At 60.6% G+C, this 23,070-nt stretch carries 21 protein-coding genes; 6 read left to right on the forward strand and 15 right to left on the reverse strand.

Annotated features, from left to right (window positions below; genetic code table 11):
* The first annotated feature begins 34 nt into the window (after window positions 1-34).
* On the forward strand, window positions 35-1,330 hold the full coding sequence (locus AC6CDK_RS00665; protein WP_039644855.1) for a hypothetical protein: 1,296 nt from the start codon (window positions 35-37) through the stop codon (window positions 1,328-1,330).
* On the opposite strand, the gene AC6CDK_RS00670 is transcribed toward AC6CDK_RS00665, so the two are convergent.
* The 4 genes from AC6CDK_RS00670 to AC6CDK_RS00685 form a co-directional block, all read right to left on the reverse strand.
* Window positions 1,245-3,869 (reverse strand): cation-translocating P-type ATPase, encoded by a 2,625-nt coding sequence (locus tag AC6CDK_RS00670; protein ID WP_318556484.1) that lies wholly within the window; start codon window positions 3,867-3,869, stop codon window positions 1,245-1,247. The genes AC6CDK_RS00665 and AC6CDK_RS00670 overlap by 86 nt on opposite strands.
* The gene (locus AC6CDK_RS00675; RefSeq protein WP_066357447.1) at window positions 3,870-6,344 is read right to left on the reverse strand and encodes an AMP-binding protein; all 2,475 of its coding nucleotides are present in this window, start codon (window positions 6,342-6,344) and stop codon (window positions 3,870-3,872) included.
* Window positions 6,345-6,512: 168 nt separating this feature from the next.
* Window positions 6,513-6,977 (reverse strand): hypothetical protein, encoded by a 465-nt coding sequence (locus AC6CDK_RS00680; protein WP_192905114.1) that lies wholly within the window; start codon window positions 6,975-6,977, stop codon window positions 6,513-6,515.
* A 102-nt stretch (window positions 6,978-7,079) separates the two neighbouring features.
* Window positions 7,080-7,373, reverse strand: a complete 294-nt coding sequence (locus tag AC6CDK_RS00685; protein ID WP_039644863.1) for a hypothetical protein — start codon at window positions 7,371-7,373, stop codon at window positions 7,080-7,082.
* Window positions 7,374-7,474: 101 nt separating this feature from the next.
* Between AC6CDK_RS00685 and AC6CDK_RS00690 the strand changes: the two genes are divergently transcribed.
* A complete protein-coding gene (locus AC6CDK_RS00690; protein ID WP_010942317.1) occupies window positions 7,475-7,621 on the forward strand; it encodes a hypothetical protein in 147 nt (48 codons plus the stop codon).
* Between the two features lie 190 nt (window positions 7,622-7,811).
* Here the strand turns inward: AC6CDK_RS00690 and AC6CDK_RS00695 are convergent, their stop codons facing one another.
* The gene (locus AC6CDK_RS00695) at window positions 7,812-8,114 is read right to left on the reverse strand and encodes a hypothetical protein (RefSeq protein WP_237560717.1); all 303 of its coding nucleotides are present in this window, start codon (window positions 8,112-8,114) and stop codon (window positions 7,812-7,814) included.
* A gap of 60 nt (window positions 8,115-8,174) precedes the next feature.
* Entirely contained in the window at window positions 8,175-8,360 is a 186-nt protein-coding gene (locus AC6CDK_RS00700) for a putative signal transducing protein (RefSeq protein WP_039644865.1), read from the reverse strand.
* A gap of 241 nt (window positions 8,361-8,601) precedes the next feature.
* Between AC6CDK_RS00700 and AC6CDK_RS00705 the strand changes: the two genes are divergently transcribed.
* Window positions 8,602-8,862, forward strand: a complete 261-nt coding sequence (locus AC6CDK_RS00705) for a hypothetical protein (RefSeq protein WP_039644867.1) — start codon at window positions 8,602-8,604, stop codon at window positions 8,860-8,862.
* A gap of 19 nt (window positions 8,863-8,881) precedes the next feature.
* Here the strand turns inward: AC6CDK_RS00705 and AC6CDK_RS00710 are convergent, their stop codons facing one another.
* Entirely contained in the window at window positions 8,882-9,187 is a 306-nt protein-coding gene (locus tag AC6CDK_RS00710) for a hypothetical protein (protein ID WP_039644869.1), read from the reverse strand.
* 3 nt (window positions 9,188-9,190) lie between these two features.
* A complete protein-coding gene (locus tag AC6CDK_RS00715; protein WP_052269416.1) occupies window positions 9,191-9,409 on the reverse strand; it encodes a 4Fe-4S dicluster domain-containing protein in 219 nt (72 codons plus the stop codon).
* A 135-nt stretch (window positions 9,410-9,544) separates the two neighbouring features.
* Here AC6CDK_RS00715 and AC6CDK_RS00720 point away from each other — a divergent pair, with 135 nt between their 5' ends.
* Window positions 9,545-10,501: a rhomboid family intramembrane serine protease gene (locus AC6CDK_RS00720; RefSeq protein WP_039644871.1), complete on the forward strand. Its 957-nt coding sequence runs from the start codon at window positions 9,545-9,547 to the stop codon at window positions 10,499-10,501.
* A gap of 1 nt (window position 10,502) precedes the next feature.
* Here AC6CDK_RS00720 and AC6CDK_RS00725 read toward each other — a convergent pair whose 3' ends face one another.
* The 3 genes from AC6CDK_RS00725 to AC6CDK_RS00735 form a co-directional block, all read right to left on the reverse strand.
* Entirely contained in the window at window positions 10,503-10,916 is a 414-nt protein-coding gene (locus tag AC6CDK_RS00725) for a DUF309 domain-containing protein (RefSeq protein WP_066357451.1), read from the reverse strand.
* Window positions 10,917-10,938: 22 nt separating this feature from the next.
* On the reverse strand, window positions 10,939-11,406 hold the full coding sequence (gene bfr / locus AC6CDK_RS00730; protein ID WP_039644873.1) for a bacterioferritin: 468 nt from the start codon (window positions 11,404-11,406) through the stop codon (window positions 10,939-10,941).
* Window positions 11,407-11,497: 91 nt separating this feature from the next.
* On the reverse strand, window positions 11,498-12,445 hold the full coding sequence (locus AC6CDK_RS00735; RefSeq protein ID WP_039648245.1) for a phosphorylase family protein: 948 nt from the start codon (window positions 12,443-12,445) through the stop codon (window positions 11,498-11,500).
* 373 nt (window positions 12,446-12,818) lie between these two features.
* On the opposite strand from AC6CDK_RS00735, the gene AC6CDK_RS00740 reads away from it, so the two are divergent.
* Window positions 12,819-13,445 carry a hypothetical protein gene (locus tag AC6CDK_RS00740; RefSeq protein ID WP_192905115.1) on the forward strand — a complete coding sequence of 209 codons (627 nt, stop codon included), beginning with the start codon at window positions 12,819-12,821 and terminating at the stop codon, window positions 13,443-13,445.
* 112 nt (window positions 13,446-13,557) lie between these two features.
* Here the strand turns inward: AC6CDK_RS00740 and acnB are convergent, their stop codons facing one another.
* The 4 genes from acnB to AC6CDK_RS00760 form a co-directional block, all read right to left on the reverse strand.
* The gene (acnB, locus tag AC6CDK_RS00745) at window positions 13,558-16,101 is read right to left on the reverse strand and encodes a bifunctional aconitate hydratase 2/2-methylisocitrate dehydratase (RefSeq protein WP_039644875.1); all 2,544 of its coding nucleotides are present in this window, start codon (window positions 16,099-16,101) and stop codon (window positions 13,558-13,560) included.
* Window positions 16,102-16,330: 229 nt separating this feature from the next.
* Window positions 16,331-17,581, reverse strand: coding sequence for a histidine--tRNA ligase (hisS, locus tag AC6CDK_RS00750; protein ID WP_066357454.1), 1,251 nt, complete (start codon window positions 17,579-17,581; stop codon window positions 16,331-16,333).
* A 42-nt stretch (window positions 17,582-17,623) separates the two neighbouring features.
* Window positions 17,624-19,000 (reverse strand): GGDEF domain-containing response regulator, encoded by a 1,377-nt coding sequence (locus AC6CDK_RS00755; RefSeq protein ID WP_039644879.1) that lies wholly within the window; start codon window positions 18,998-19,000, stop codon window positions 17,624-17,626.
* A 60-nt stretch (window positions 19,001-19,060) separates the two neighbouring features.
* Window positions 19,061-21,451 carry a DNA internalization-related competence protein ComEC/Rec2 gene (locus tag AC6CDK_RS00760; protein WP_192905116.1) on the reverse strand — a complete coding sequence of 797 codons (2,391 nt, stop codon included), beginning with the start codon at window positions 21,449-21,451 and terminating at the stop codon, window positions 19,061-19,063.
* A gap of 295 nt (window positions 21,452-21,746) precedes the next feature.
* Between AC6CDK_RS00760 and AC6CDK_RS00765 the strand changes: the two genes are divergently transcribed.
* A complete protein-coding gene (locus AC6CDK_RS00765; RefSeq protein ID WP_318258145.1) occupies window positions 21,747-23,039 on the forward strand; it encodes a sensor domain-containing diguanylate cyclase in 1,293 nt (430 codons plus the stop codon).
* The last annotated feature ends 31 nt before the right edge of the window (window positions 23,040-23,070 follow it).

Genomic DNA, 23,070 nt, shown 5'->3' on the forward strand with positions numbered 1-23,070 from the left:
AACAAACCCAAGCCATCCGCGGAGGATGTTTTTAATGAAGATTAGCGCGATCACGGCAGTTTCGGTATGCCTTCTTCTCTGTTGTCTGACCATTTCAGCGGCCTTTGGCGGCACATGTAACCTCATGAGCCTGACCTACGCCGGCGGAAACGACTATGTCATCAGGACCAACGGTTCAATCTCCAATGTCCAGTCGATTATCCTGAAGGTCGGTTACGGCGACGAAAATAAGCTTGCAAGCAAGCAACCGGTTGTGCAAGAGGGAACCGCCCAGTGGACTTTTTTCAATGCCACATCCCGCACGGACGGGCTTCTGATTTACGCTTCGGCACAACAGCCCTTCCTTCTTTCCGGTGCAGTGGCGCGCATCCGCTTTGCCCGCATAACGACGCCCCCTACCCTTGCATGTACCATTACCGCGGACTATGTTAAGAACGAAAACAACTCTCCCCCACCGGGCGCCCCGTCGGATCAGGACAAGCAGTACGAGAAGGACAGGTTGCCGGAAAAGGACAGGTTGCCGGAAAAGGACGGGTCGCCGGAAAAGGGCGAAGCCGCCCCCCCATCGGGACCCGCAACGATGTCGGTTCATAGAAACGCAACAGAAGACAGGGAAACCAGTGACGTACCAGCCGAGGAACAACCCCCTTCGGAAACACGAGAAGAGGAAGCCGGACCGTTGGAGCACGAGGAACCGCCTGCGCCACCCGAACCTGAAGCCACGCCCCAACGCTCACCCGACAAGCAGCCCGAGCACATCGTTTACCGGAGCATCCGGAGTCGTTTTCAGGAACTGACCGGGGAAAGGACTCCTGCCACGCTCACGGCGCTGTTCAGCGAACCCGTTGCGCAGGGTATTACCCAGGCACCGCCGATCGGATTCAGTGACGGTGAATCCGTTGTGACCCTCACCCTGAAGGGTGCCGGAGACGACACGGCAACCCCCCTCTTCATTCTTAAGGGAGCGCGCCTGCTGACCCTGACACGGGAACCGGACGGACTCTGGGCCGTGAAGGCCCTGCCCGACAGGGGCGTCAGCGAGGCAATCCTGACCGTGGTGTCAGGTGAGGACAGTGTGGTCTACCCCTTGACGGTGGTTCCCCGTATCATCATCAGACCGGCAGGAACAGGTCCGGCATCGGAGGCCGACTTTACGGCATTTCTCGCTCAACGGGACGGAGAGCAGGGGCAGGCAGGCGATCTGAACGGTGACGGCAGGCGCGATTATCTGGACGACTACATCTTTACCGCGAACTACCTTGCCGCCACCTCAACACCCCCTTCTGGATCTCGGACAAAAGAACCATCCCCATCGCCAGCACAACCGTAGCGGCAAGGGCTGGGGCCGATAGCGGCTCCGTATGGAACAGGGGATTGAGCGTCGGCACAAAGACGACGGCGAGTTGAAGACAGAACGTAATCGCGATGGCACCGACAAGGGGCCGGTTGGACATGATGCCGATACGCAGCAGCGAGGTCCGGTCTGAGCGGACCGCAAGCACGACTGCCATGCGGTTCAGAACCAGAAACGTGAAGACCATGGTCTGCCACGGCAGCCCCATCCGCAGGGCAGCGGCCTGGAACGCCAATGCCGCGGCACCGATCACCAGGCCGTAGCCGGCCGCGTAGTACCCTCTCCCTCCAGCAAAAATACCTTCCTTCGGGTCGACGGGCGGTCGACTCATCACATCCCGCTCAGCGGGTTCTCCTGCCAGGGCAAGTCCCGGCAGGCTGTCGCACAGCAGGTTCAGCCAGAGTATCTGAATGGGGAGCAACGGCAGGGGCAACCCCCAAAAAGGCGCAAGGGTTATGGCCACGAGGGTCCCGATATTCGACGTGATCGAGTAGGTAATGAACTTGAGGATATTGGCGTAGATCCGGCGCCCCTCCCGCACGGCCCTGACAATGGTGGCGAAATTATCGTCCAGCAGCACCATGGCCGCTGCTTCCTTGGAGACATCCGTGCCGGTGATTCCCATGGCAATGCCGATGTCCGCACGCTTGAGCGCCGGCGCATCGTTGATCCCGTCGCCGGTCATGGCCACGAAATGGCCGCGGTCCTGAAGCGCCTTGACGATCGTGAGCTTCTGCTCGGGCGCCACCCGGGCGTAGACCCGAATCTGCTCCACCTGTGCCTCAAACTCTTCCTGACTCAGTTCAGCCAGTTCCTGTCCGGTCAGCACCGCGTCGCCGTCATCTTCGAGGATTGCCAGCCGCCGGGCAATGATCCGGGCCGTGAGCGGGTGGTCGCCGGTTATCATCACGGGGGTGATGCCCGCGTTCCGGCACTGGGCAACCGCCTCGGCAGCCTCCTCGCGCGGGGGATCCATCATGCCGGCAAGGCCGAGGAAAATCAGGTCGCTCTCAATCCCGTCACTTTCCAGCCGGTCGGGTACCCGCGGCCAGCGGCGCATGGCCAGGGCAAGCACCCGGAGGCCGCGGGCTGCCATTTCATCCGTTACGCGCTCGATCTCTCGCCGGTCCAGGGGGATCTCCCTGCCGGAGACACGCATCGCCACCGACCGGGCCGCGAGCACTTCGACCGCACCCTTGGTAAAGGCCAGGATGGTATCGCCATCCCGGTGAAAGGTGGTCATGCATTTGCGTTCCGAATCAAAGGGAAGTTCGGCCATCCGCGGATGACGGGCCTCGATTTCGACGCGGGTCACGCCACAAGTCCGCCCGTAGGCCAGAAGGGCCGTTTCGGTGGGGTCGCCGACCAGCCCTCCTTCCGAGTCCTCATGCGCATCGTTGCACAGGACCAGGGCCGTTGTGAAGAGGTCGACGGGCGAGCGAGGGGAACTGGTGCAGGCAGCCCCATCGCCCGGGTCCAGGCCGTTCGGCCAGACGTCCTCCACGGTCATTCTGTTGAGGGTCAGGGTGCCGGTCTTGTCGGAACAGACATAGCTGACCGAGCCGAGGGTTTCCACGGCGGGAAGCCGGCGGATAAGGGCATTCTGGCGGACCATCCTGCGCGCGCCCAGGGCAAGCGTGATGGTCACCACTGCCGGCAGCGCCTCCGGAATGGCGGCTACTGCAAGGGATATGGAGGTGAGGAGCATGAGGAGGAGGGGCTCTCCCCGCAGCAGTCCAAGGGTGAACACCACTGCGCAGATGGCGAGCACCGCCAGCGCGAGGCGCTTGCCAAAGGCGGCGAGACGCCGCTGGAGCGGGGTTTTATTTTCGGCCTCCTGTTGCAGCATCGCGGCAATCCGGCCAAGCTCGGTTCCCATCCCCGTGGCGACTGCGACGCCGATGCCGCGACCGTAGGCGACCACCGTCCCCTTGTATGCCATGTTGCGCCGGTCGCCCAACGGCACATTCGGGTCGGGAAGTGGTTCCGAGAGCTTCTCCACGGGAAGCGACTCCCCGGTAAGGGCCGCTTCCACGGTTTTCAGGTGCACCGCTTCCACAAGGCGCACGTCGGCCGGCACCACGTTTCCCGCTTCCAGCAGGACAAGGTCGCCGGGGACGATCTCTCGGGCGGGCACGCTCAGATGCTCGCCGCTGCGCAGCACTGCGGCATAGTTGCCTGACATCTCCCGAAGGGCGGCCATGGCGCGCTCGGCGCGGTATTCCTGGGCAAAGCCGATAACGGCGTTAAGCACGACAATGATAATGATTGGCGCCGCATCCCCCGGCTCGCCGATGGCGCCGGCCACCACTGCCGCGCCGATCAGCACCAGGATCATGAAGTCCGTGAACTGGCCGAGGAGCATGGCAAGGGGCGTCCGCCGGACCTGTTCTTCCAGTTCATTGGGGCCGCATTCAGCCAGGCGCCGGCGGGCCTCATCGCGGCCAAGCCCGGCAAGGGACGTTGCGAGCCTGGTCAGGGCCTCATCGATGGGTATACGGTGCCATTCCGCCACTTAAAGTTCCTCCACGGCCGCACGCGCCGCAGCGACTATTTCAGCAGGTGACTCCAGGGTAAAGCGGATGGCCGTGCCGAAGGTCACCCGCACTTCGCCCCTGACGGGCCAGGAGGCACCGCGGGGGAATACCTGTTCGAGCCCGCGTATCCGCACCGGAACCACCGGAATGGCCAGTTCCCGCACCATCACTCCGAGCCCCGGTTGAAACGGCAGCAAGCTCCCGTCCCGCGAACGTTCACCCTCGGGGAACACAAGTATGCTCATGTCCCTGTCCGCCAATGCCCCCATGAAACGAAGCGCGCCCCGGAAACCGCGGCTCTGGGGAAGCGGAAACACCGTGAAGGCTACCGATGCGTACTCGTAGGCAAGGCGCTTCCAGATCTTCTGCGGGAGGCTCTTGTAGTTGCGGAAGAAAAACTCCTCCCAGGCAGCAGTGGCGGTTTTGTAGCGCCATTCACCGGGGAGAGCGGACATGATGACGGGATGATCGAAATAGCTGAGATGATTGGAAACGAACAGGATCGGGCCGTCCAGGCCGTCCAGATGTTCCCCGCCCTCCACCTTCAGGCGGACGTAGTGCCGGATCAAGGGGCCATGGAGAATCATATCCAGCACTCGCCGCACCGCCAGTGCCGCGGGTCGGGCGGTCCATGGCCGGAACCGCTCGCGGCTGTGGACCTTGGCCCGGAGGCGGATGACCTCCCGAAGTTCGGCCACCCGGGTGCGGGGGCCGATGACCGTGTCCTCCAGATCGAGACGGAACTCCATCTCGATGGCGTTGACCAGCTCCAGCCTGCCGATGGAGGTGAGCCCCAGATCGGTCGTCAGCACCGCGTCGTCCGTCACCGTTGCGACCGGGTTCCCGGTGATCCGGGCGATCATCAATGCCAGCCTGTCACTGGACCCCCCTGTCACGCCAGTGCCACCTCCCTGGGCAACCCGCTCCTTGACGAGAAATTTCCGGATCTTGAGGGTGGTGGTCTTGGGGAACTCCGCGTCAGACCAGATGGACCAGCCGGTAATCCGGTGGAGATCGTCAAGCCGCCCATTCACCTCGTTGATGATCTCCTCTGCCGGACGGCCGCTCCCATCGGGGATCAGCACGGCGTGGACCTCTTCCCCCTTCCCGCGGTCCAGACCGATGACACAGGATTCGCGCACCCCGGCGGCCCGGTCGAGCATGGACTCGATCTCGTCGGGGAACACATTGACACCCGCCCCCGTGACGATCAGCTCTTTTCCTCTGCCCAGGATCCGGAGCCAGCCCGAGCCGTCGAATTCTCCCAGATCGCCCGTGCGGAACCAGCCATCGGCAAAGGCATCACGGCTGGCCGATTCATTGCGGTAGTAGCCGGGAAAGACGTTGTCTCCCCGGGCCAGCACTTCGCCGTTAACGAGTTTCAACTCGACCCCCGGCAGTGCCGGCCCCACGGAACCGGCCACCTGGCGCTCAAGCGTGTTGGCCGCAAGGACCGGAGCACACTCGGTGAGGCCATATCCCTCTAATATGGTAAACCCGAGGCCGGCCCAGAAGCGGAACACCTCCGGGTCCAGGGGCGCTCCCCCTGACACGAACAGGGAAAAGTTGCGCCCGAATTTCCGGTGGACCGGAGCAAACAGCAGCTTGCGCCGCTCAACCGGCAAGTGCCCGGCAACAGCCAGCAGTCGGGCCAGCACAGATCCCAGCCCCCGGGCATCAAGCTCCCGCTCGATGGAGTCCTTGAGCAGTTGAAGCAGGCGCGGCACGGCGATCAGCGCGTGCACATTCTCCTCCCCCAGGGCTTCCATGATGGCCGACGGCTTGAGGGTACGGATATAGGCCACTGATGCGCCCCGGTACAGGGGGGTCAGAAATCCGCCCATCTGCTCGAACATGTGCGACAGGGGCAAGAGTGAAAGAAACACGTAGTCGCTGGTGACGATGGGGATGTGGCGGTTCACCTGGAGCAGGTTGGCAATCAGGTTACGATGGGTGAGCATGACCCCTTTCGGGGCTCCGGTGGTGCCGGAGGTGTAGATCAACTCGGCGATGTCGTCCGGATCGGGCACGTGGCGGGCAGTGAGCGGTGGGCACAACTCAAGAAGGAAGGGCAGTTCCTCAAAAAGTACCGTCGGCCGGCCGGTGAGCCGCTCAAGCTTATCCCGGCTCTGGATCACAAGCCGGGCCTCGGTGAGGCCCGCAATGACATCCGCCCGCTCGGCCCCGGACATGAAATCGACTGGCACCACGATTGCGCCGCGGGCAATGATACCCCAGAAGGCGATGCCCCACCAGGGCGAATTAGGCCCCCAGAGCACGACACGATCCCCGGGACCGACCCCCCGGTCGGCCAGCCACGCGTTCATCCTGAGCGCGTGGTCATGGAGGAATGCATAGGTATAGCGGTACCGCCGGACGCCGGTCCGAAACACGAACGCCGTATCAAGGCTTCTGCCGCTGAATGAAGTGAAAAGATCTGCCAGGGTTTCCATGCCGTGCCCGATCCTATTAAGGACGCTAACAAACGAATACTAGTATAGGGACGAAACCCTGTCATGCAACTATATACGTGATACAGGTGCATCCGGCGGGATAATGGGCGGACAAGGCGATCAATGCCTGGGGGAAGAGACCGGGGCTGGCCGGCAGCAGTCCGCTGGTCAGCGGGAGATACACTCGGCAATGCGGGCGGAATGTTCCACCACGTCGCGCACGAAGTCGTCACGGCGCTGGCGGCGTGTTCTCCCCAGATACGAGATATACCCCTTGAGGGAGGAATCCAGCAGGTAAGCGCGACGGACGAGCCTGATCTCACTGTAGAGCAGGAGAGCGAAAACGGGCACGGCTATGAAGGCGGTGCTATTCCTGACCAGCATGGCTGTTCCGCCCACGATGATCAGGCAACCGAGCCGCATGAGACTACGGGACAGGGCACTTTCGAAGATATCGCCCCTTATTTCAATGAGGTGGGAAACGAGGCGTGCCTCGTGATGGTCGAAGAAGCGGGCGGCATTGTAGTGGACGGCAGGTCGATCCCCCCTCCTGGCCTTGGTTTGCACGAGGAAGTGAATGCCGGTCAACTGTTCATCGGCCGCAATGAATGCTTTGAGCGAGGCACAGACCATAAGCCGTCCGGGTAACACAGGTGTCGTTGCACCACAAGTCGCTGATAAGCAGATGTTAATAGTGTATCTCAGCCTCTTCCAAACACGCAATCACAATTTACGTCATCGTTTCCAGTCACTGCGGGTACGGTGAGCGAGAACGGCGTTTTCGAAATCGATCTCCTCCAGAATGCGCTCGGCCTCTCCCCGGGTAAGCCCGACGCTTGGCCTGTTGCCCATCCAGTGAGTCAGGTCGTCCGTCGGAGGGTTGAGGGGGTGCGGTTTCGATGGCCCCGGAATCAGTTTCCCGTTGATGAAGAGAGCAGCCTCGTAGGCCCCCTCCTTCCTTACCAGCAGAAATTCGGCGAGACCGCCGGAGCTGAGGTGTTTTTTCAGGATCAGTTTCTTTATGATCATGCATAGCTCCGTGAACAGCGATCAGCTTGATATTCTGCGAGATTTTGGATACAGTTTACCACTAGGGCGAACGGCCGCCAGCGGTGGCGTCGGGAGGTTTCATGGGCAGATACATACGGGAAGAACGTACGGCCAAGGAGAAGATCCAGGACACGGTCAACACCATAATCGCCTTTTTCCTCATGATCGTTGCTTCAGCGCTCGTGGTCCTGCTGGTCTTTCTGTTCTACGAAAATTCCAAGGGTTGATTCACGACGCTTTGTGCGGAGCCAGGCCGTCATCCTTTTGGGTGACGGCTTTTTCCATTTCAGGGACCGGCTGTCCACCACGTTCCGGTGCTCTCCCGCCAGAAACATTGCCACATTGACCGCCAGGAAACCCGGAAAGAAGGGGGCGACATGCTCAAGGGCGCCCAACTCCATTGAGAGGCACAACCATCTACTCGCCCGTGAAGAACCGCTTGATGCTCCTGCCCATTTCCCTGAAGGCCTCTCCGGTTTTCCTGCCCGTCTCCCGGAACCACTCTCCCACACCCTTGCCGGTCTTCTTAGCCTCCTGGCCGGCCTCCTTGCCCATCTGTTTTACGCCCTGACCGATCTCCTTGCCCCCCTCCTTGAACGCCTGGCCCGTCTCCTTGCCAATGGTCTTGAAGCCCTCTCCGACCTTTTTGCCCCCTTCCTTAATTCCATCATCGGCACCTGCCACTCCCCCCAGCAGCAACGCAGCAGCAACCACTACCACTGAAAACGCTCCTCGAATCCTCATTCCTCGTGGAAAACCGTTTCTTGCTCGCACTATTCGCTACCTCCCTCTTCCCTGAGTAAGAAGCTCTTCCGCTCGGGGTACATCCTCTTCGGCCACATGGATTTCCATCATGCCAGTACCACGTCTTTCTTGACGGAGGAAGTACTCGATGCCGCCTTTCCTCAGGATTGCTTCCACCCTGCAACAATCCGTTTCATCTTTGGGGTCATAGAACCGTGCCATGATCAGGACCTCCCTTCCCGTGAGCCCGACGGCCGGCTGGAGCCGGTCTGTCCGTGGGATGCGTATTGTTGTCTAGTTAAATAATAGCATGAAACCGCCGGATGGATTGCGCCTTTCATCATGAGCCGCAACGGTGAAAATAATGGACGCATGACCTTTCATGCAGTATGCTGAGGATGCCGTAACGACGGATACACAGTGCAGCGCCAAGGCCGGCAGCGGCTGAAAGGAGCGGGATATCATGTTGCTTGAGGATGTGGGTAACGATGTCTACAAGTCGTGGAGCACTACCAAGCGCCGGGCGGAAATAGCCAAGCTTGTCGAGGGGTACCGGTCAGGACTGCCTGCGTTCATTCTGTGCAGAATGACGGAGACCATTGCCGGCAGCCGCAAGCGAGCCAGGAGATTCCTGCACGAAATGATGCCCACTGCGGAACGGCAGGAGGCGGCAGCGCGGGAAAGCGGCCCGACGGCGGAATTTGTGAGGGATTGCCTACTCTGATCGGGGCGTTTTGCATGCGCTACAGAAGCTGAATCTCGCTCACCCGCACGATCAGCACATCCTGCCGGAACCGGCCGGCGAGCTCCTCGCGAAACCGGCGCCACCACGGCCGATCCAAATGTTCGGCCATCACCTCGTAGATTACGATGTCATCGTGGACGGTGGTGGCTGACCCCTTCCACAACCCTTTTGCCGGCGACCTCACATAGGTGGTGATTCCACCGTAGCGCTCTGTCAGCTCGTCCCTGACCCGGACGAATTCCTCCTGGGGGAAGTTAGTGCCGTCATTGTCGTAGAGCGGCAGCAGTATCTGAAAGAGATACATGGCCTACCCTCCTTCCGCCAGGCCGGACATGCAGGCAGTGCCGCCGCGAATCGCCTCGAAGGGGCACTCGGTCACGCATCGGCCACAGGCATCGCATCGTTCGGGGCGGCCGAGCACCACTGCTTTTCTCCCATCCTTCGTTTCGAGGCTCAACAGCCGGTCCGGGCAGGCTGCCACGCACCTGCCGCACCCTTTGCACCGCCCCCCATCAATCCCGATCATGGTGTGTTTCCATCTCCTCGGCGCCCTCTTGTTTTTCTCGTGCGACCCCATGCTATTCCGACGTGTTTATGACTGCTTCAAGTTTTTTTCGCAACGGGTGTCGCAATAGCGGGTGGTAATGGTTACCATGGAAGCATGAATATCTCCCCTGAACACCTGTTGCCCTTGCCCGAGCTGTGGCTCCCCTTGCCCGCCGACCCGGGAACCGGCCCCTCCACCGACATTCTGACCGCACAGGATGCGCGGCTCTGGGCGTTGGTCCTGGAGGCGCGGTATGTGCCCGTTCGGATAGAGCAGAACGGCGCCGGTTGGCGAGTGCTCGTTCCGGCACCGGCTTTTGCCCGGGCTCTCAGGGAGGTGCGTCTCTTTGAAGAGGAGAACAGCAACTGGCCCCCTCCCCTGCCGCCCGTACGCCCATTGGAAGAGAACACCCTCTCCACCCTGTCAGTGCTGCTCCTGCTGGCGATGTTCCACAATCTCACCCGGTTCGGCGTCACCCTGCCCGGTCACGCATCCACCGACTGGTTCGACCTCGGCAATGCCAATGCAGCGTCCATTCTCGATGGGCAGTGGTGGCGGGCCGTGACTGCGCTGACACTTCATGCCGATGTTTCGCACCTGGCGGGCAACCTCGCCATCGGCGGTTTCATTGCCGTCCTCCTTTGCCGCGAGCTCGGGGCCGGCTTGTCATGGGCGCTCCTGCTCGGCTCCGGCATCCTCGGCAACCTCACCAACGCCTATCTCCAACTCCCTGCCCATCGCTCGGTGGGGGCATCCACCGCGGTTTTCGGCGCAGTCGGCATCTTCGCCGCTCTCAGCGCAATGCGCTACATCCATCATCCGAACCGGCGGGGTTTGATTCCCGCCGCAGCAGGGCTGGCCCTGCTGGCGGCGTTGGGCACGGAAGGCGAGCACACCGACCTGGGCGCGCACCTCTTCGGATTTCTCTGGGGAATCGGATTCGGCATTGCAGCGGAGTTCCGGCTGGCAACAAGCGGCAGGCCGGGGCGGATGGTCAACGCGGTGCTGGCACTGGCCAGCGCTCTCGTTGTGGCATCTGCGTGGTGGATGGCATTCACCGCAGGAGGGTGAGTCATTCAACCCGATGTTCTTCCCCGGCCGTGACAGCCACGAGCACCATCCGGGGAAACAGACCGCGATCCGCCTCGGCCATCCGTTCCGGGCCCAACCGGGTCAACTCGTCACGCAGGCGGTCCGCGGCGGATACCAGCCCGATCACGTCCACCCGTTGGCAGACCGGTCGTACCCGCCGCAGATAGCCTGCTCCTCCATTCAGGAGACTCACTGCCCCGCTAAAATTGCCGTTGCGCCAGTGGTGGAGGGCAACGGCCAGTTGCAGCGCCCCCTGGTAAAAATCCCGGATCTCTCCCTCGCTGCCGATCCAGAGATCTTCCAGGGTTTCGTGGCATTCGAACCAATCGCCCCGGTTGAACTCACCGAGCGCCTGGAGCAGCTTGCCTGAAATAGAGTGCTCACACAGATCCATGGGGTACCATGATCGCCTCTGCCTAGTCGACCTGCTCTGCCAGATAGTTCTGCGCTCCCATCTGGGAAATCTGGTCGAGTTGTGACTCCAGCAGGTCGATGTGCTCTTCCTCTTCCTTCAAAATCGACTCAAGCAGTTCGCGCGTGCCGTTGTCACCCACCTCAACCGCCAGCCGGATGCTCTCGTTATATCCCCTGATGGCCGTTTCCTCGGCAAACCGGTCGTTTTCATGCATCCCGGGCACTTCCGAACCGATATGGATCTTGTTCAGGTTGCTTACGATCGGCTTTCCCTCAAGAAAGAGAATCCGGGCAATCAGTTTCTCCGCGTGCTTCATTTCGTCGATGGAGCGCTTGCGGGCCATGGCGTGGAGCCGCTCATAGCCCCAGTTCTCGCACATCTCCGCATGTACGAAATATTGGTTGACAGCAGTAAGTTCTTCGGCCAACCGTGCGTTCAGGTGCTCGATAATCCGTTCGTTCCCTTTCATGCCCGCCTCCTTTTCGTCCGCTGTTGTATACTGCACACTGACAAGTGAAACAGCCTTCGGCCAAAGGTCAAGCCGTCGCTCCCGACCTGACTCACACGGTTTCGCATTCCTTGAATGCCCGGAGAATGAGCCGGGCGCCGTCCAACACCTGACGACGGTAATCAGCCATGAAAACGCCGCTCGTGCGTTGATTGATCACCACACACACCGCAGCGGCGCGGTACCCCAGCCCGCCGAGAAAATGGAGGAAAAACCCTGCTTCCATCTCCATGTTCTGGAGTTCGAACCCCGGCCAGGGACTGGCAAGGTGCTCAAGGGCGTCGAGCAGATTCACGTGGGTCGTGCCGACACGTGCCACACCTCGCCCCTGTTCCGCAAAAAAACCGGCACTGGAGATGGTGAGGCCCCGGATCCAGGGCAACCCCAGGGTGCCCGCAGCGGCAGTGAGCGAAGCCAGCAGGCCCCGGTCGGACCTGGCGGCATAGGGGGCTATTCTGCCGGCAAAGCGCGCACCCGGCAGTTCAGCGCCGGTCATGATGGAGCGTACCCTCTCTTCCAGCAGGGCACAGGCTTCATCGGGCAACGGGATGTCGTAGTACAGGGCGGTGTTGTCCAGCCCCACAACATAGTCGGTCAGGACCAGTGTCCCCACGGGTGTGGCCGGATTGAGCCCGCCGGATGTGCCGAGACGCACCAGGGTCAATGGTTGCCACTGCTCACGCCGGGTCATGGTGGTAAAATCCACCTCATTGAGGGCGGCCAGCTCGTTGAGGACGATTTCCGTTGATGGAGCGCCGATCCCCGACGTGACGAAAGAAACCCGTTGGCCGGTTTCGGCGGTCACACCGGTAATGGTGCGAAAGCCGCGGTGGAAACGATCCACCTCCCGTGTTGCCAGGAACGCCTCGGCCAGCACGGGGACCCGATCGGGATCCCCCACCACGATCACGTGCCGCGCCAACTCTTCAGGCGCCAGATCGAGATGATACACTCTCCCGTCGGCGACCGGCAGGTCATCCGGGTTCAGCCGATTGCCCATGCCCACCCCTTTCTTCGCGAACCTTGAGGTTACTGTATCGGCGAATTGCACAAAGGCAAGCCCCCTGCCGGCAGATTTCCGGTTCATGGGAGACGAATCCACCCCCGGTTCCTTGACTTGTACTTAAACAGCGATACGTTACACGTTACCAGTTATTGACACGATGGAATTCCGGGACAGCCGGGAAATCTATCACGAGGCCTGACCCGCAGCCCGCGCGTGTGGCTTGCCGCTTCGGGGTGTGCTTGCGGAAAATCGAGAGGAAAGACAAAAGACCGTACTGTCCATGCAACGGTATTATCAGGTTATATCGAAGGATATTCCGAAGGGAACCCCCTTTGGTGAGGCTCTGCTATCACATCATGGAGGTTTCATGCGCTACCGTATCCTGTCCATTGCGATGGTGTACCTGCTCATTGCGCAGCCTGCCGCAGGCGCAGACGTGGGCGCCCTGGCCACATGCACCACCAGGGTCTTCAGCGAGATCAACCTGACCCGGAAGTGGTCCGGCAAGGCTCCTGCCGGGTGCACGGCCACAGTTGCCGTTGAAAAGCGGACGGACGGAATCTTCGTGACTGCCTGGGCCGTCGAGGTCACTGCCGGCGGATGGGTGCAGACCGCTTTGTCATCAGCAGCCGGCTATGCCGAGCTGGCCGACAAGAAGACGCTTGCCAGGGCCAACAGCGACATTATCAGCCGGGCCGCACGTCTCGGCAGGTGCCTTGATTCGATCAAGGCTGTCAATGACCCGCTGGAGTGCCGCACCCATGCCACCAAGTCCTATCTGGTGGACGAGGTGACCGGCACCGAGCACAACCGTCTCATCTGGCTCGACGACAATGGAAGGCACACCGTTGTCGAGTACAGTTTCGGCGACACGGAAGCAACGCCGACGCCTCCGGCCGATCTGTTCGAAGGCACTCCTCTCCAACCGGGAGTGATCATCCACCTGTACCGGGAAGTGAAGGCACTGCCTCCCCCGACACCTGATTTCACCTAATAAGACCCATGGCACGGTACATGAAAAGACCCCCGTTCGGGCATGTCTGAACGGGGGTCTTTTCATGTTATCCCCTCAGCCTTTCAGCCGCGGGTCCTTCTGAGTTGATGAACTACCGGTACTCGGGCATTTCGTCGAACTGCAGGTATTTGTAAATCGCATCCTTCTTCGGCTCCACCTTCTCCTTGATGGCGGCGAAATACTCCTCCTTGGTCGGAATGCGGCCGAGGTTGGTGCAAATGGCGCCGAGTTCGGCGGAGCCGAGGAATACCTGCGCCCCGTCGCCCATCCGGTCGTCGAAGTTACGGGTGGAGGTGGAGAAGACGTTGGACTTGTCGGGCACGCGGGCCTGGTTCCCCATGCAAAGGGAGCAGCCTGCGATTTCGATCCGGCAGCCCACGGCGCTGTAGATGGAGAAAAGTGCCTCGTCCTTGAGTTGCTGCTGATCCATGCGGGTCGGCGGGCAGATCCAGGTACGGACGCTCGGGTTGAACTTCTGGCCGCGCCAGATCTCGGCAGCGGCGCGGAAGTGGCCGATATTGGTCATGCAGGAGCCGAGGAACACGTCGTTGATCGGGGTGCCGGCCACGTCGGAGAGGAGCTTAACGTCATCCGGGTCGTTAGGGCAGGCCAGAATCGGCTCGGTGATTTCAGCCAGATCGATCTCGATCACATCGGCATAGGCGCCGGTCTCCGCGGCGTTTTTGTCGGCTTCGAGAAGCTGCGGGTTCTTCAGCCACTCGTTGACCGCATCGATACGGTTTTGGAGGGTCTGGGCATCCTGGTAGCCGTCAGCAATCATCTTCTTCATGAGGGCAACGTTGGAGCGCAGATAGGTGGCAACCGACTCCTTGGAGAGTTGGATGCAACCGGCAGCGGCTGAACGCTCGGCAGCGGCATCGGTCAGCTCGAATGCCTGCTCCACGGAAAGATCGGGCAGACCTTCCATCTCAAGGATGCGGCCGTTGAAGATATTGATCTTGTTCTTCTTGGGCACGGTCAGCTTGCCCTGCTTGATGGCCCAGTAAGGAATGGCGTTGACCACGTCGCGCAGGGTGATGCCCGGGTTCAGTTTGCCTTTGAACCGGACCAGGACCGATTCGGGCATATCCAGCGGCATGAAGCCCATGGCGCCGGCAAAGGCCACGAGGCCGGAACCGGCCGGGAAGCTGATGCCGATGGGGAAGCGGGTGTGGGAGTCACCGCCGGTACCGACGGTGTCCGGAAGCAGCAGGCGGTTCAGCCAGGAGTGGATGACGCCGTCCCCGGGCTTGAGGGGTACGCCGCCACGCTCGATGATGAACTCCGGCAGGGTCTTGTGCATCTTCACGTCCGCCGGTTTCGGATAAGCGGCGGTGTGACAGAAGGACTGCATGAACATGGGCGAGAGGAACTTGAGGCAGGCCAGTTCCTTGAGCTCGTCGGCCGTCATGGGGCCGGTGGTGTCCTGGGATCCGACCGTGGTCATCTTGGGCTCGCAGGCGGTGCCCGGCAGCACGCCGGTCACGCCGCAGGCCTTGCCGACCATCTTCTGGGCGAGGGAGTAGCCCTGACCAGGCTTCGGCTCAGGGTTCACCGGCTTGGTGAAGACATCGGTGTCGCCAAGGCCGAGGGCCTTGCGGGCTTTCTCGGTAATGGCGCGGCCGATGATGAGCGGGATGCGGCCGCCGGCGCGGAACTCGTCGGCCAGGGTGTTGGGGTTCAGTTTGAAGGTGGAGATGACCTCGCCGGCAGCGTTGGCAATTTCACCCTTCTTGGTGTTGATGGTGATCACGTCGCCGTCATTCATCTTGGTGACGTCGGCCTTGAGGGGCAGTGCGCCGGAGTCCTGGGCGGTATTGAAGAAGATCGGGGCGATGACGCCGCCGATGATGACGCCTGCGGTTTTTTTGTTGGGCACGCAGGGGATATCCTGGCCCATGTGCCAGAGGACCGAGTTGCAGGCCGACTTGCGGGAGGAACCGGTACCGACCACGTCGCCGACAAAGGCAACCTGGTGACCGGCGGCACGCCAGTCGGCAATATCCTTCAGGCGACCGGGGAAACGGGTCTTGCCCATGGCAAGGGCATGCAGCGGGATGTCGGGGCGGCTCCATGCGTCGCCCGCCGGAGAGAAGTCGTCGGTATTGATTTCGCCTTCAACCTTGAAGACCTTGACCGAGATGGTTTCGGGTACGCCGGGACGGTTGGTGAACCACTCGGCATTGGCCCAGGATTCCAGCACCTTCTTGGCGGCTGCGTTGCTCTTGCTGAGCTCAACTACCTGATCGAAACCGTCATAGACAAGGGTCATGCCGGAAAGGGCGCAGGCGGCCTCGTCGGCCAGGTCGGAGCTGTTCAGGGCCTCTACCAGGGGAGAAACGTTGTAGCCGCCGATCATGGTGCCCAGGATGCGGACCGCGTCAACCTTGGAGACGAGGGGGGATGTCTTGGTTCCGGCAAGGATCTCGGCCAGGAAGGCGGCCTTGACTTTGGCAGCGGGGTCGACGCCCGGGGAAACGCGCTCCTTCAGGAGGTGGAGCAGGAATTCTTCTTTGCCTGCCGGCGGGTTTTCCAGCAGGTTGCACAGACCTGCGGTCTGCTCGGGGTTCAGCGGCAGGGGGGGGATTCCCTGGGCCTTGCGTTCGGCTTCGTGGGCGAGATAAGCTTCGATCATAGTCCATTCCTCCTGTGGTTTTACTTCTTGAATAGGTCGTTATTTCGGGATGTTGATACGCTCTTGCCCCAAGGGGGAAATGGATACTGTATACAATTTTTACGCTGGGTTGTCAATTGCTTAAGTGGATTTAAGGAGTAATCATCCCGGGCTACCGGATGAGAAAAAAGAGCCGGGACAACGCGTATCGTCGCCCGGCTCCCTTTCCGCCCGATGCAGGTTTTCGTTCTTACGCCGTAATTGTTATGCGTGCGGCAATCTCTTCCGGCGTCAACGGGACTTCCGCCTGGACACCGGTGTCCATTGCCTTGAGCACGGCCGCCCCTTTTGCCAGCTCGTCGCCGCCGATGATCAGGGTAAAACGCGCATTGAACTTGTCCGAACGGCGCATCTGACTCTTGAGGCTCTTGCCTTCGTAGTCCATTTCCACGGCCACCCCGCTGCGCTGAAGGCCGCACATGAGCCGAAACGCCTCATTCTGGGCCTCCTCGCCAAGGGCGGCTATGAAGAGATCCGGGCGACGGGTGAAGTGCTGGTCCCCCAGCAGGAGGGCAATCCGTTCCACCCCCATGGCAAATCCGATACCGGGAATGGCGGGTCCGCCGAGGTCGGAGATAAGGCCGTCGTACCGGCCGCCTGCGGCAACGGCGCTCTGGGCGCCGAGCAGGCCGGTCACCAATTCGAAGGTAGTGCGGGTATAGTAATCAAGCCCCCGGACCATCCGGTTGTTGATGCTGTAGGCGGTGCCCGCCCGCTCCAGATGGCGCCGGGTGACGGCGAAGTGATCGTCGCAGCCTGCACAGAGGCTGTCGAGCATGGCCGGGGCGGTCGCGGTCGCCTCCTTGCAGTGGGCCGACTTGCAGTCCAGCGCCCGCAGGGGATTGGTTTGATAGCGGCGCTTGCAGTCGTCGCAGAGGCTGTCGAGCCGTTCCCGGAGAAAGTCGATCAGGGCCTGGCGGTAGGCGGGGCGGCATTCGGGGCACCCGAGAGAGTTGATCTGGAGTGTCGGTTCCGTCAGTCCCAGCTCTGCGAAATAGTGGCAGAGCATGGTGAGTACCTGGGCATCGACCTTGGGGTCGGTAACTCCGGTCACCTCGGCGCCGATCTGGTGGAACTGGCGGTAGCGCCCTTTCTGGGGCCGCTCGTAGCGGAACATGGGGCCCATGTAGTAGAGCTTTGCCACCGGATCCTGGGCATAGAGCTTGTGCTCGATGTATGACCTCATTACGCTTGCGGTCCCTTCAGGACGCATGGTTACGGCGTTCTCTCCCTTGTCCACAAAGGAGTACATCTCTTTTTCCACGATATCGGTGGTGTCGCCGATGGACCGTCGGAACAGTTCGGTTTTTTCAAGAATCGGGATACGGATCTCCGAAAAGCCGTAGAGACTGAAAACCCGGCGCGCCGTGGCTTCGATGTGCTGCCACCGCTCCACGTCCCCGGGAAGAATGTCGTTGAATCCCTTGATACCAGTGATCATGTACGCACCTACTCCTTTGATTGCATTGAAACACTCTCAAGGTCAACGGATTGCCGTTGCCCGGAATACACGGTTTTTGCCCTCTTCCTTGCCCCGGTACATGGCCTTGTCCGCCAGTTCGAGAAGCTCCATTTTGGACTGGGTATCGATGGGATAGCAGGCATAGCCGAGGCTTGCGGTGAGCCGTACATCGAGCCCTTCAGAGGCCAGGAAGTGGTGGTCCTCAATGGAACGGCGTATCCTTTCGGCCACGGTTGCAGCGCCCTTTTCACCGGTTTCCACCAGAATTATGGTGAACTCGTCGCCGCCGTAGCGGATGATGACATCGACCTCCCGGACCGACTTTTTGAGCAATTGCCCCACTTCATGGAGGACCTGGCTCCCGAAGAGGTGGCCGTGGGTATCGTTGACCCCCTTGAAGTGATCCATGTCGATGAAGATCATGGAAACAACCGAGCCGAACCGGTCCGCCCGCTTGAGTTCACGGTCCAGCGAGATATCGAGATAACGGTAGTTGAAGAGCCCCGTGAGTTCGTCGACATAGAGCATGTCGCGGGCGCTGGAGTAACGCAGGGCATTGTCAAAGGCAAGAGATGCCTGCTCCAGCAAAAACTGGATGCTTTTATGCTTGAACACGGCAGGAAACGGCTTGCCCTGGTCGTTGACCAGCAGAAGCACCCCCTGCAGAAGTGTCCGCTGGCAAATACTAACCACAAGGGCGCCATTGATTCCCGCCGCGCGCAGGGTACTGTCGGTAAAATAAGAGCCATCGAGCCGACGGAAGCCTCCTGCCGTCTCTGTCGCGTCACTGTAAAGGGCAAGGGCTTTTTCGGCAAGGGTCGATGCAACTTCAGGGTCAAGGCCCCTCAGCTCCTTGAGGGCGTGGGGTTCACTCTTTTCGGGAAACAGGCCGATGGCCCGCGAAACCCCGACCTCCTTGCAGAATGCATCGACCACCACGGCAGAGAGCCGCTCCAGATCAATGCAGTTTGCTATGTTCTGACCGACCTGAAAAAGATTCAGCAGTTCCTTTAGCTCGTAGTTCTCGTTGATGAGCCGCCGCTGCTCGAAGCAGAGGGCCACGGTATGCTTGAACTCATCATGATTGAACGGCTTGAGGATATAATCGCGGGCGCCGTTCTTGAGGGCGTAGACGGCCGATTCAAGATTGGCATGACCGGTAACGAGGATGACATCAACGTTCGGGGCTTTCTGCTTGACGCGGGACAACACCTCGATACCGCTCATCCCCGGCATGACCAGATCGGTGATAACGAGGTGATATTCATGCCTTTCAAGCCGCTTCAACCCCTCGGTGCCCGATGCCACGGTATCGACCTCGTATCCCTCCTCTTTCAGGAGATCGACGTACATCTGACGAAAAAAACGGTCATCTTCGACAACGAGAATCCGTTCCATGCACAGCTCCCGGGATAGTGGCAAATCTTTTCAAGACTATCAGATAATGCGGTCCACTTGTCAACGAAAATGCCCGTTCGCGAAGGTACCCACGTCCCACGTTTTCCCGGTGCAGATAACCTGCACCGTCCCATCCCGGTCAGTGCGATAGACATCGATCCCGCGTGTCTCCAGGCGGCCGAGCGTTTCCGGAGCCGGCAGGCCGAAGCTGTTCCTGCGCCCGGCGGAAATCAGGGCCACGTGAGGCGATGCTGCGTCGAGAAAGGAAGGTGATGACGAATAACGGCTTCCATGGTGCGGCACCTTCAGCACCGTGCAGCGCAGACGCGCCGGATCGTTCGCCAGGATGCCTTCGGCCGGTGCGCCGATGTCGCCGGTAAACAGGATGGATGTGTCGCCATGGACGAGTCTGAAGACCAGCGAATCATCGTTGTCGCCCCCCGTCCCCGTTCCGTTCCCGGGCGGCCAGAGCGGCTCGACCCGAGCTCCACCCACGGTGAACGGCGATGTTGCGGCGGACAGGTGCTTGACGGGAACTCCCCGTTGGGCCAGTCGATCCCGCAACTCTGCCAGGGACGCACTTTCCGTCGGCAGCCCCGTTTCCCAGAACTCGCCCACAGGCATTGCCGCTGCCAGATAGAGGAGGCCTTCCAGGTGGTCGGGGTGAGGGTGGGTCAGGACAAGGTAATCGATGGACTCCACCCCCATGCTCCGGAGAGCAGGGACAAGGAGCCGTTCCCCCACATCGGTGCCGCCTCCATGAAGGGCTCCGCCCCCGTCCACCAGCATGGTCTTGCCGTGGGGAAGCGAAACGAGCGTCGACTCCCCCTGCCCCACGCTCAGAAAGGTAAGCACAAGCATGGCATCGCCTCCCGCCACGGCAGGCAAATGAAGGGTTGAAAGCACCACGGCGGCGATTCCTGCGGTCAGCATCCGCGCCCGCCGGCCGGGCAGCAGAGTCAATCCCAGCAGCAGGAGGAATGACACGAGCAGATCAGTCCTGGTGACGCTGTGAAGGGGGAGCGGGGGAATCCGTGCCAGAAGATCTATGATCCGGTTGGAAAGCGCTACGAGCCAGGACGCCGCCGTAATGAGCGGTCCGGCCGCAGCCGGGGCAACCGCAATGAGCGGCAGCGCGGCGAATCCGGCCACCACCGCTCCGTACCCCATCAGCGGGACGATGAAAACGTTGCTGATAATTCCCGCCGCAGAAGCCCGATGAAAGGCATATCCCACGGGAAGGATCGTTGCGAGGGTCGCCGCAGCCGAAGCGGCCAGCAGGAGGATGACGTTCTTTACGGCTCTGTTATCCAGCGTGCGCAACGGATGAATGAAAACGGGCGTCAGGACCACAAGTCCCCACAGGGCGAGAAACGACAACTGGAAGGAAATATCGAACAGCGACGGGGGATTGGCAGCGAGCATCGCCAGGGCCGCCATGATCAATACGTTGGCCGGGTCTGTTTCGCGTTCCAGCCAGAGAGCCACGGTGACAACGGCTATCATCAGCACCGAGCGGACCGTGGCTGGGGCGGCACCGGAGAGAAACAGGTAGAAGGTGACCGGAGGCAGTGTTGCCAGCAGTGCTGTCCGGCGCAGGTTGAGATGCAGGGCGAGGCGCTCGAAGCGACTGAGCAGCATGAGCAGGGACCGGTAGATGACCAGAGCAATAATCCCCACGTGGAAGCCGGAGATCGAGAGGATATGATTCACACCGGCCCGCGTGTAGGCCTCTTCCAGCTCTTTGGAGACGAATCCCCGCTCCCCCAGCAGGAGTGCCCTGAGTACGCCTCCCTCGCGGGGGGAATACCGGCCGATGACATCGCCGAGCATGGCTGCCGATCGGTCGAAAAAACGTTGCACCGGAAAGGCCACGGCCTGTCGCATCAGCAGAATATCATCGGCATGCCTGACAAACGCCGTGGCATGGATGTCCCGATACGCCAGATGACGCCGATAGTCGTATTCGCCCGGAATGCCGTAATTGAAGGGCTCCGCAACCGTGGCCCTGAACCGAACCCGATCACCGGTGAGAAATGGTACCATCCCTTCCTTCACATAGACCATGAGCCGTCCGCTGGCGGGCCGTGCCGAACCGTCAGCCATGACGGATTCGGCGGCAAGACGGAATTTCCCCTCACCGGGGCGGATGTCGGGCCGCGAATCGACAATGCCTTCGATGATTACCGCTCCGCGGCCGGCTGATCTGACTATATGGGTCGACAACAGCTCCGGGTGGAGAAAAGGGGCAAGAGACGAGGCTCCCCAGGCGAAAAAGGTGAGCCCAACAGCAATGGCCAGAGGAACTGCGCTCCTGAAGAAAATGAGCGCCGATGAGCCTGCCAGGCACAGCCAGGCAAGCCAGTAAGGGAGCGTCAGGTCAAAATGGTGCGTGGCGCAAAGCCCCCCCATCAGGCCGAGCAGCGGAATGAGAAAGGGGTGCTGACGCACTTGGCAGGCCAATCGTCAGTACCGCGCCGCGCCGAGAGGGTGCGCGGGGAGAGAGACAGGCCAGGCAACGGCAAGCGCCGCTGCTGTCCACGCAGTTGCTGCGCCATTCATCCCGGAATTCAGGTGCCAGGCGAGATCCATTGCACGCAACATGGGCTACCCCCCTGAAAGTTTTAGGTAATTTGGGCACCTTATAGCACAGCTTCCCCAATTTGCCAATTGGCATCGGGATGTTATTACTATATACATAGAGACAATGTCCGGGATATCAGAAGACGTTTGCAGCGTGTCGCCAGTGCCGAAGCCCGGCACCGTGGAGCTATTCTTGTCACCTCCACTTCGCGTACTCATCATTGAAGACTCGGAAGACGATTATTTCTTGCTCGTGAGGGCTCTCAAGCGCGAGTTTGATATCGTCACCGAGCGGGTTGATTCGGAAGAGTCGCTCCGCGCCAATCTTCACGACAAAAGATGGGACATTGCGCTGTCGGATTATTTCATGCCCCAGTTCGATGCCTTGGCAGCCTTGACCCTTATTCAGGACATGAACCTGGATATCCCCTTTATCATCGTCTCGGGCAAAATCGGCGAATTTGAAGCGGTCAAAGCAATGAAAGCGGGCGCCCACGACTACATCATGAAGGGCGATTACACCCGCCTGATTCCCGCTATCCGCCGGGAACTCCGCGAAGCCGTGATCCGGGAGGAACAACGTCGGACCGACCACGAACTCCGCGAACAGCTCCACTTCCGGCAGGCACTCATCGACGCCATTCCCGCTCCGATCTATTTCATGGATACCTCGGGAATTTTTCTTGGCTGCAACAAGGCGTTCGAGACATTTTCAGGGCACACTCAGGACGAAATCATCGGGAAGACAATCTATAGCCTGATGCCGCCCTCACTTGCAAAGCACACTGACAGTGCGGACAAGGAACTGTTCGAGCACGGCGGCATCCAGATCTACGAGAGCGCCATTTCCTTTGCCGACGGCGCGCTCCATGACGTGATCTTCTATAAGGCCACGTTCACCACAACTGAAAAAAAAATCGGCGGTCTCGTTGGAACCATCCTCGATATCACCGAAAGGAAGCAGACCGAGGAGAGGCTGCGGTACATGAGTACCCACGACCCGCTGACGGGGCTCTACAACCGGGCCTATTTTCAGGAAGAGATGGAGCGGCTCGAGCAGGGGCGGCAGTTCCCGGTCAGCGTGGTCGTATTCGACGTGGATCGTCTGAAATTCGTCAACGACAGCCAGGGACACGCTGCAGGGGATGAATTGCTGATTCGGGCCGCCTTGGTGCTCAAAGGCGCCTTCCGTGCCGAGGATGTGGTGGCAAGGATAGGAGGAGATGAATTCGCCGTTCTCCTCCCCTCCGCAGACGCCGATGTAGTGCAGGAAGCGCTGCGGAGAGTGGTCGGCAAAATAGAGCAGGGCCAGACAGAGAACCATCCTGTCGCCCTCAGTATCTCATTCGGCGCTGCAACGGCCAGCAAGGGAGACCGCCTCGAAGAAACGCTCAGGCTTGCCGACCACAGGATGTATGAAAACAAGTTCAAAAAAAGCTGCATGCTGCCTGCATGAATCAGTCTCATGCAGCCCCCCCTTTCACTGT

Source organism: Geobacter sp. PheSNFMC (assembly GCF_059620965.1).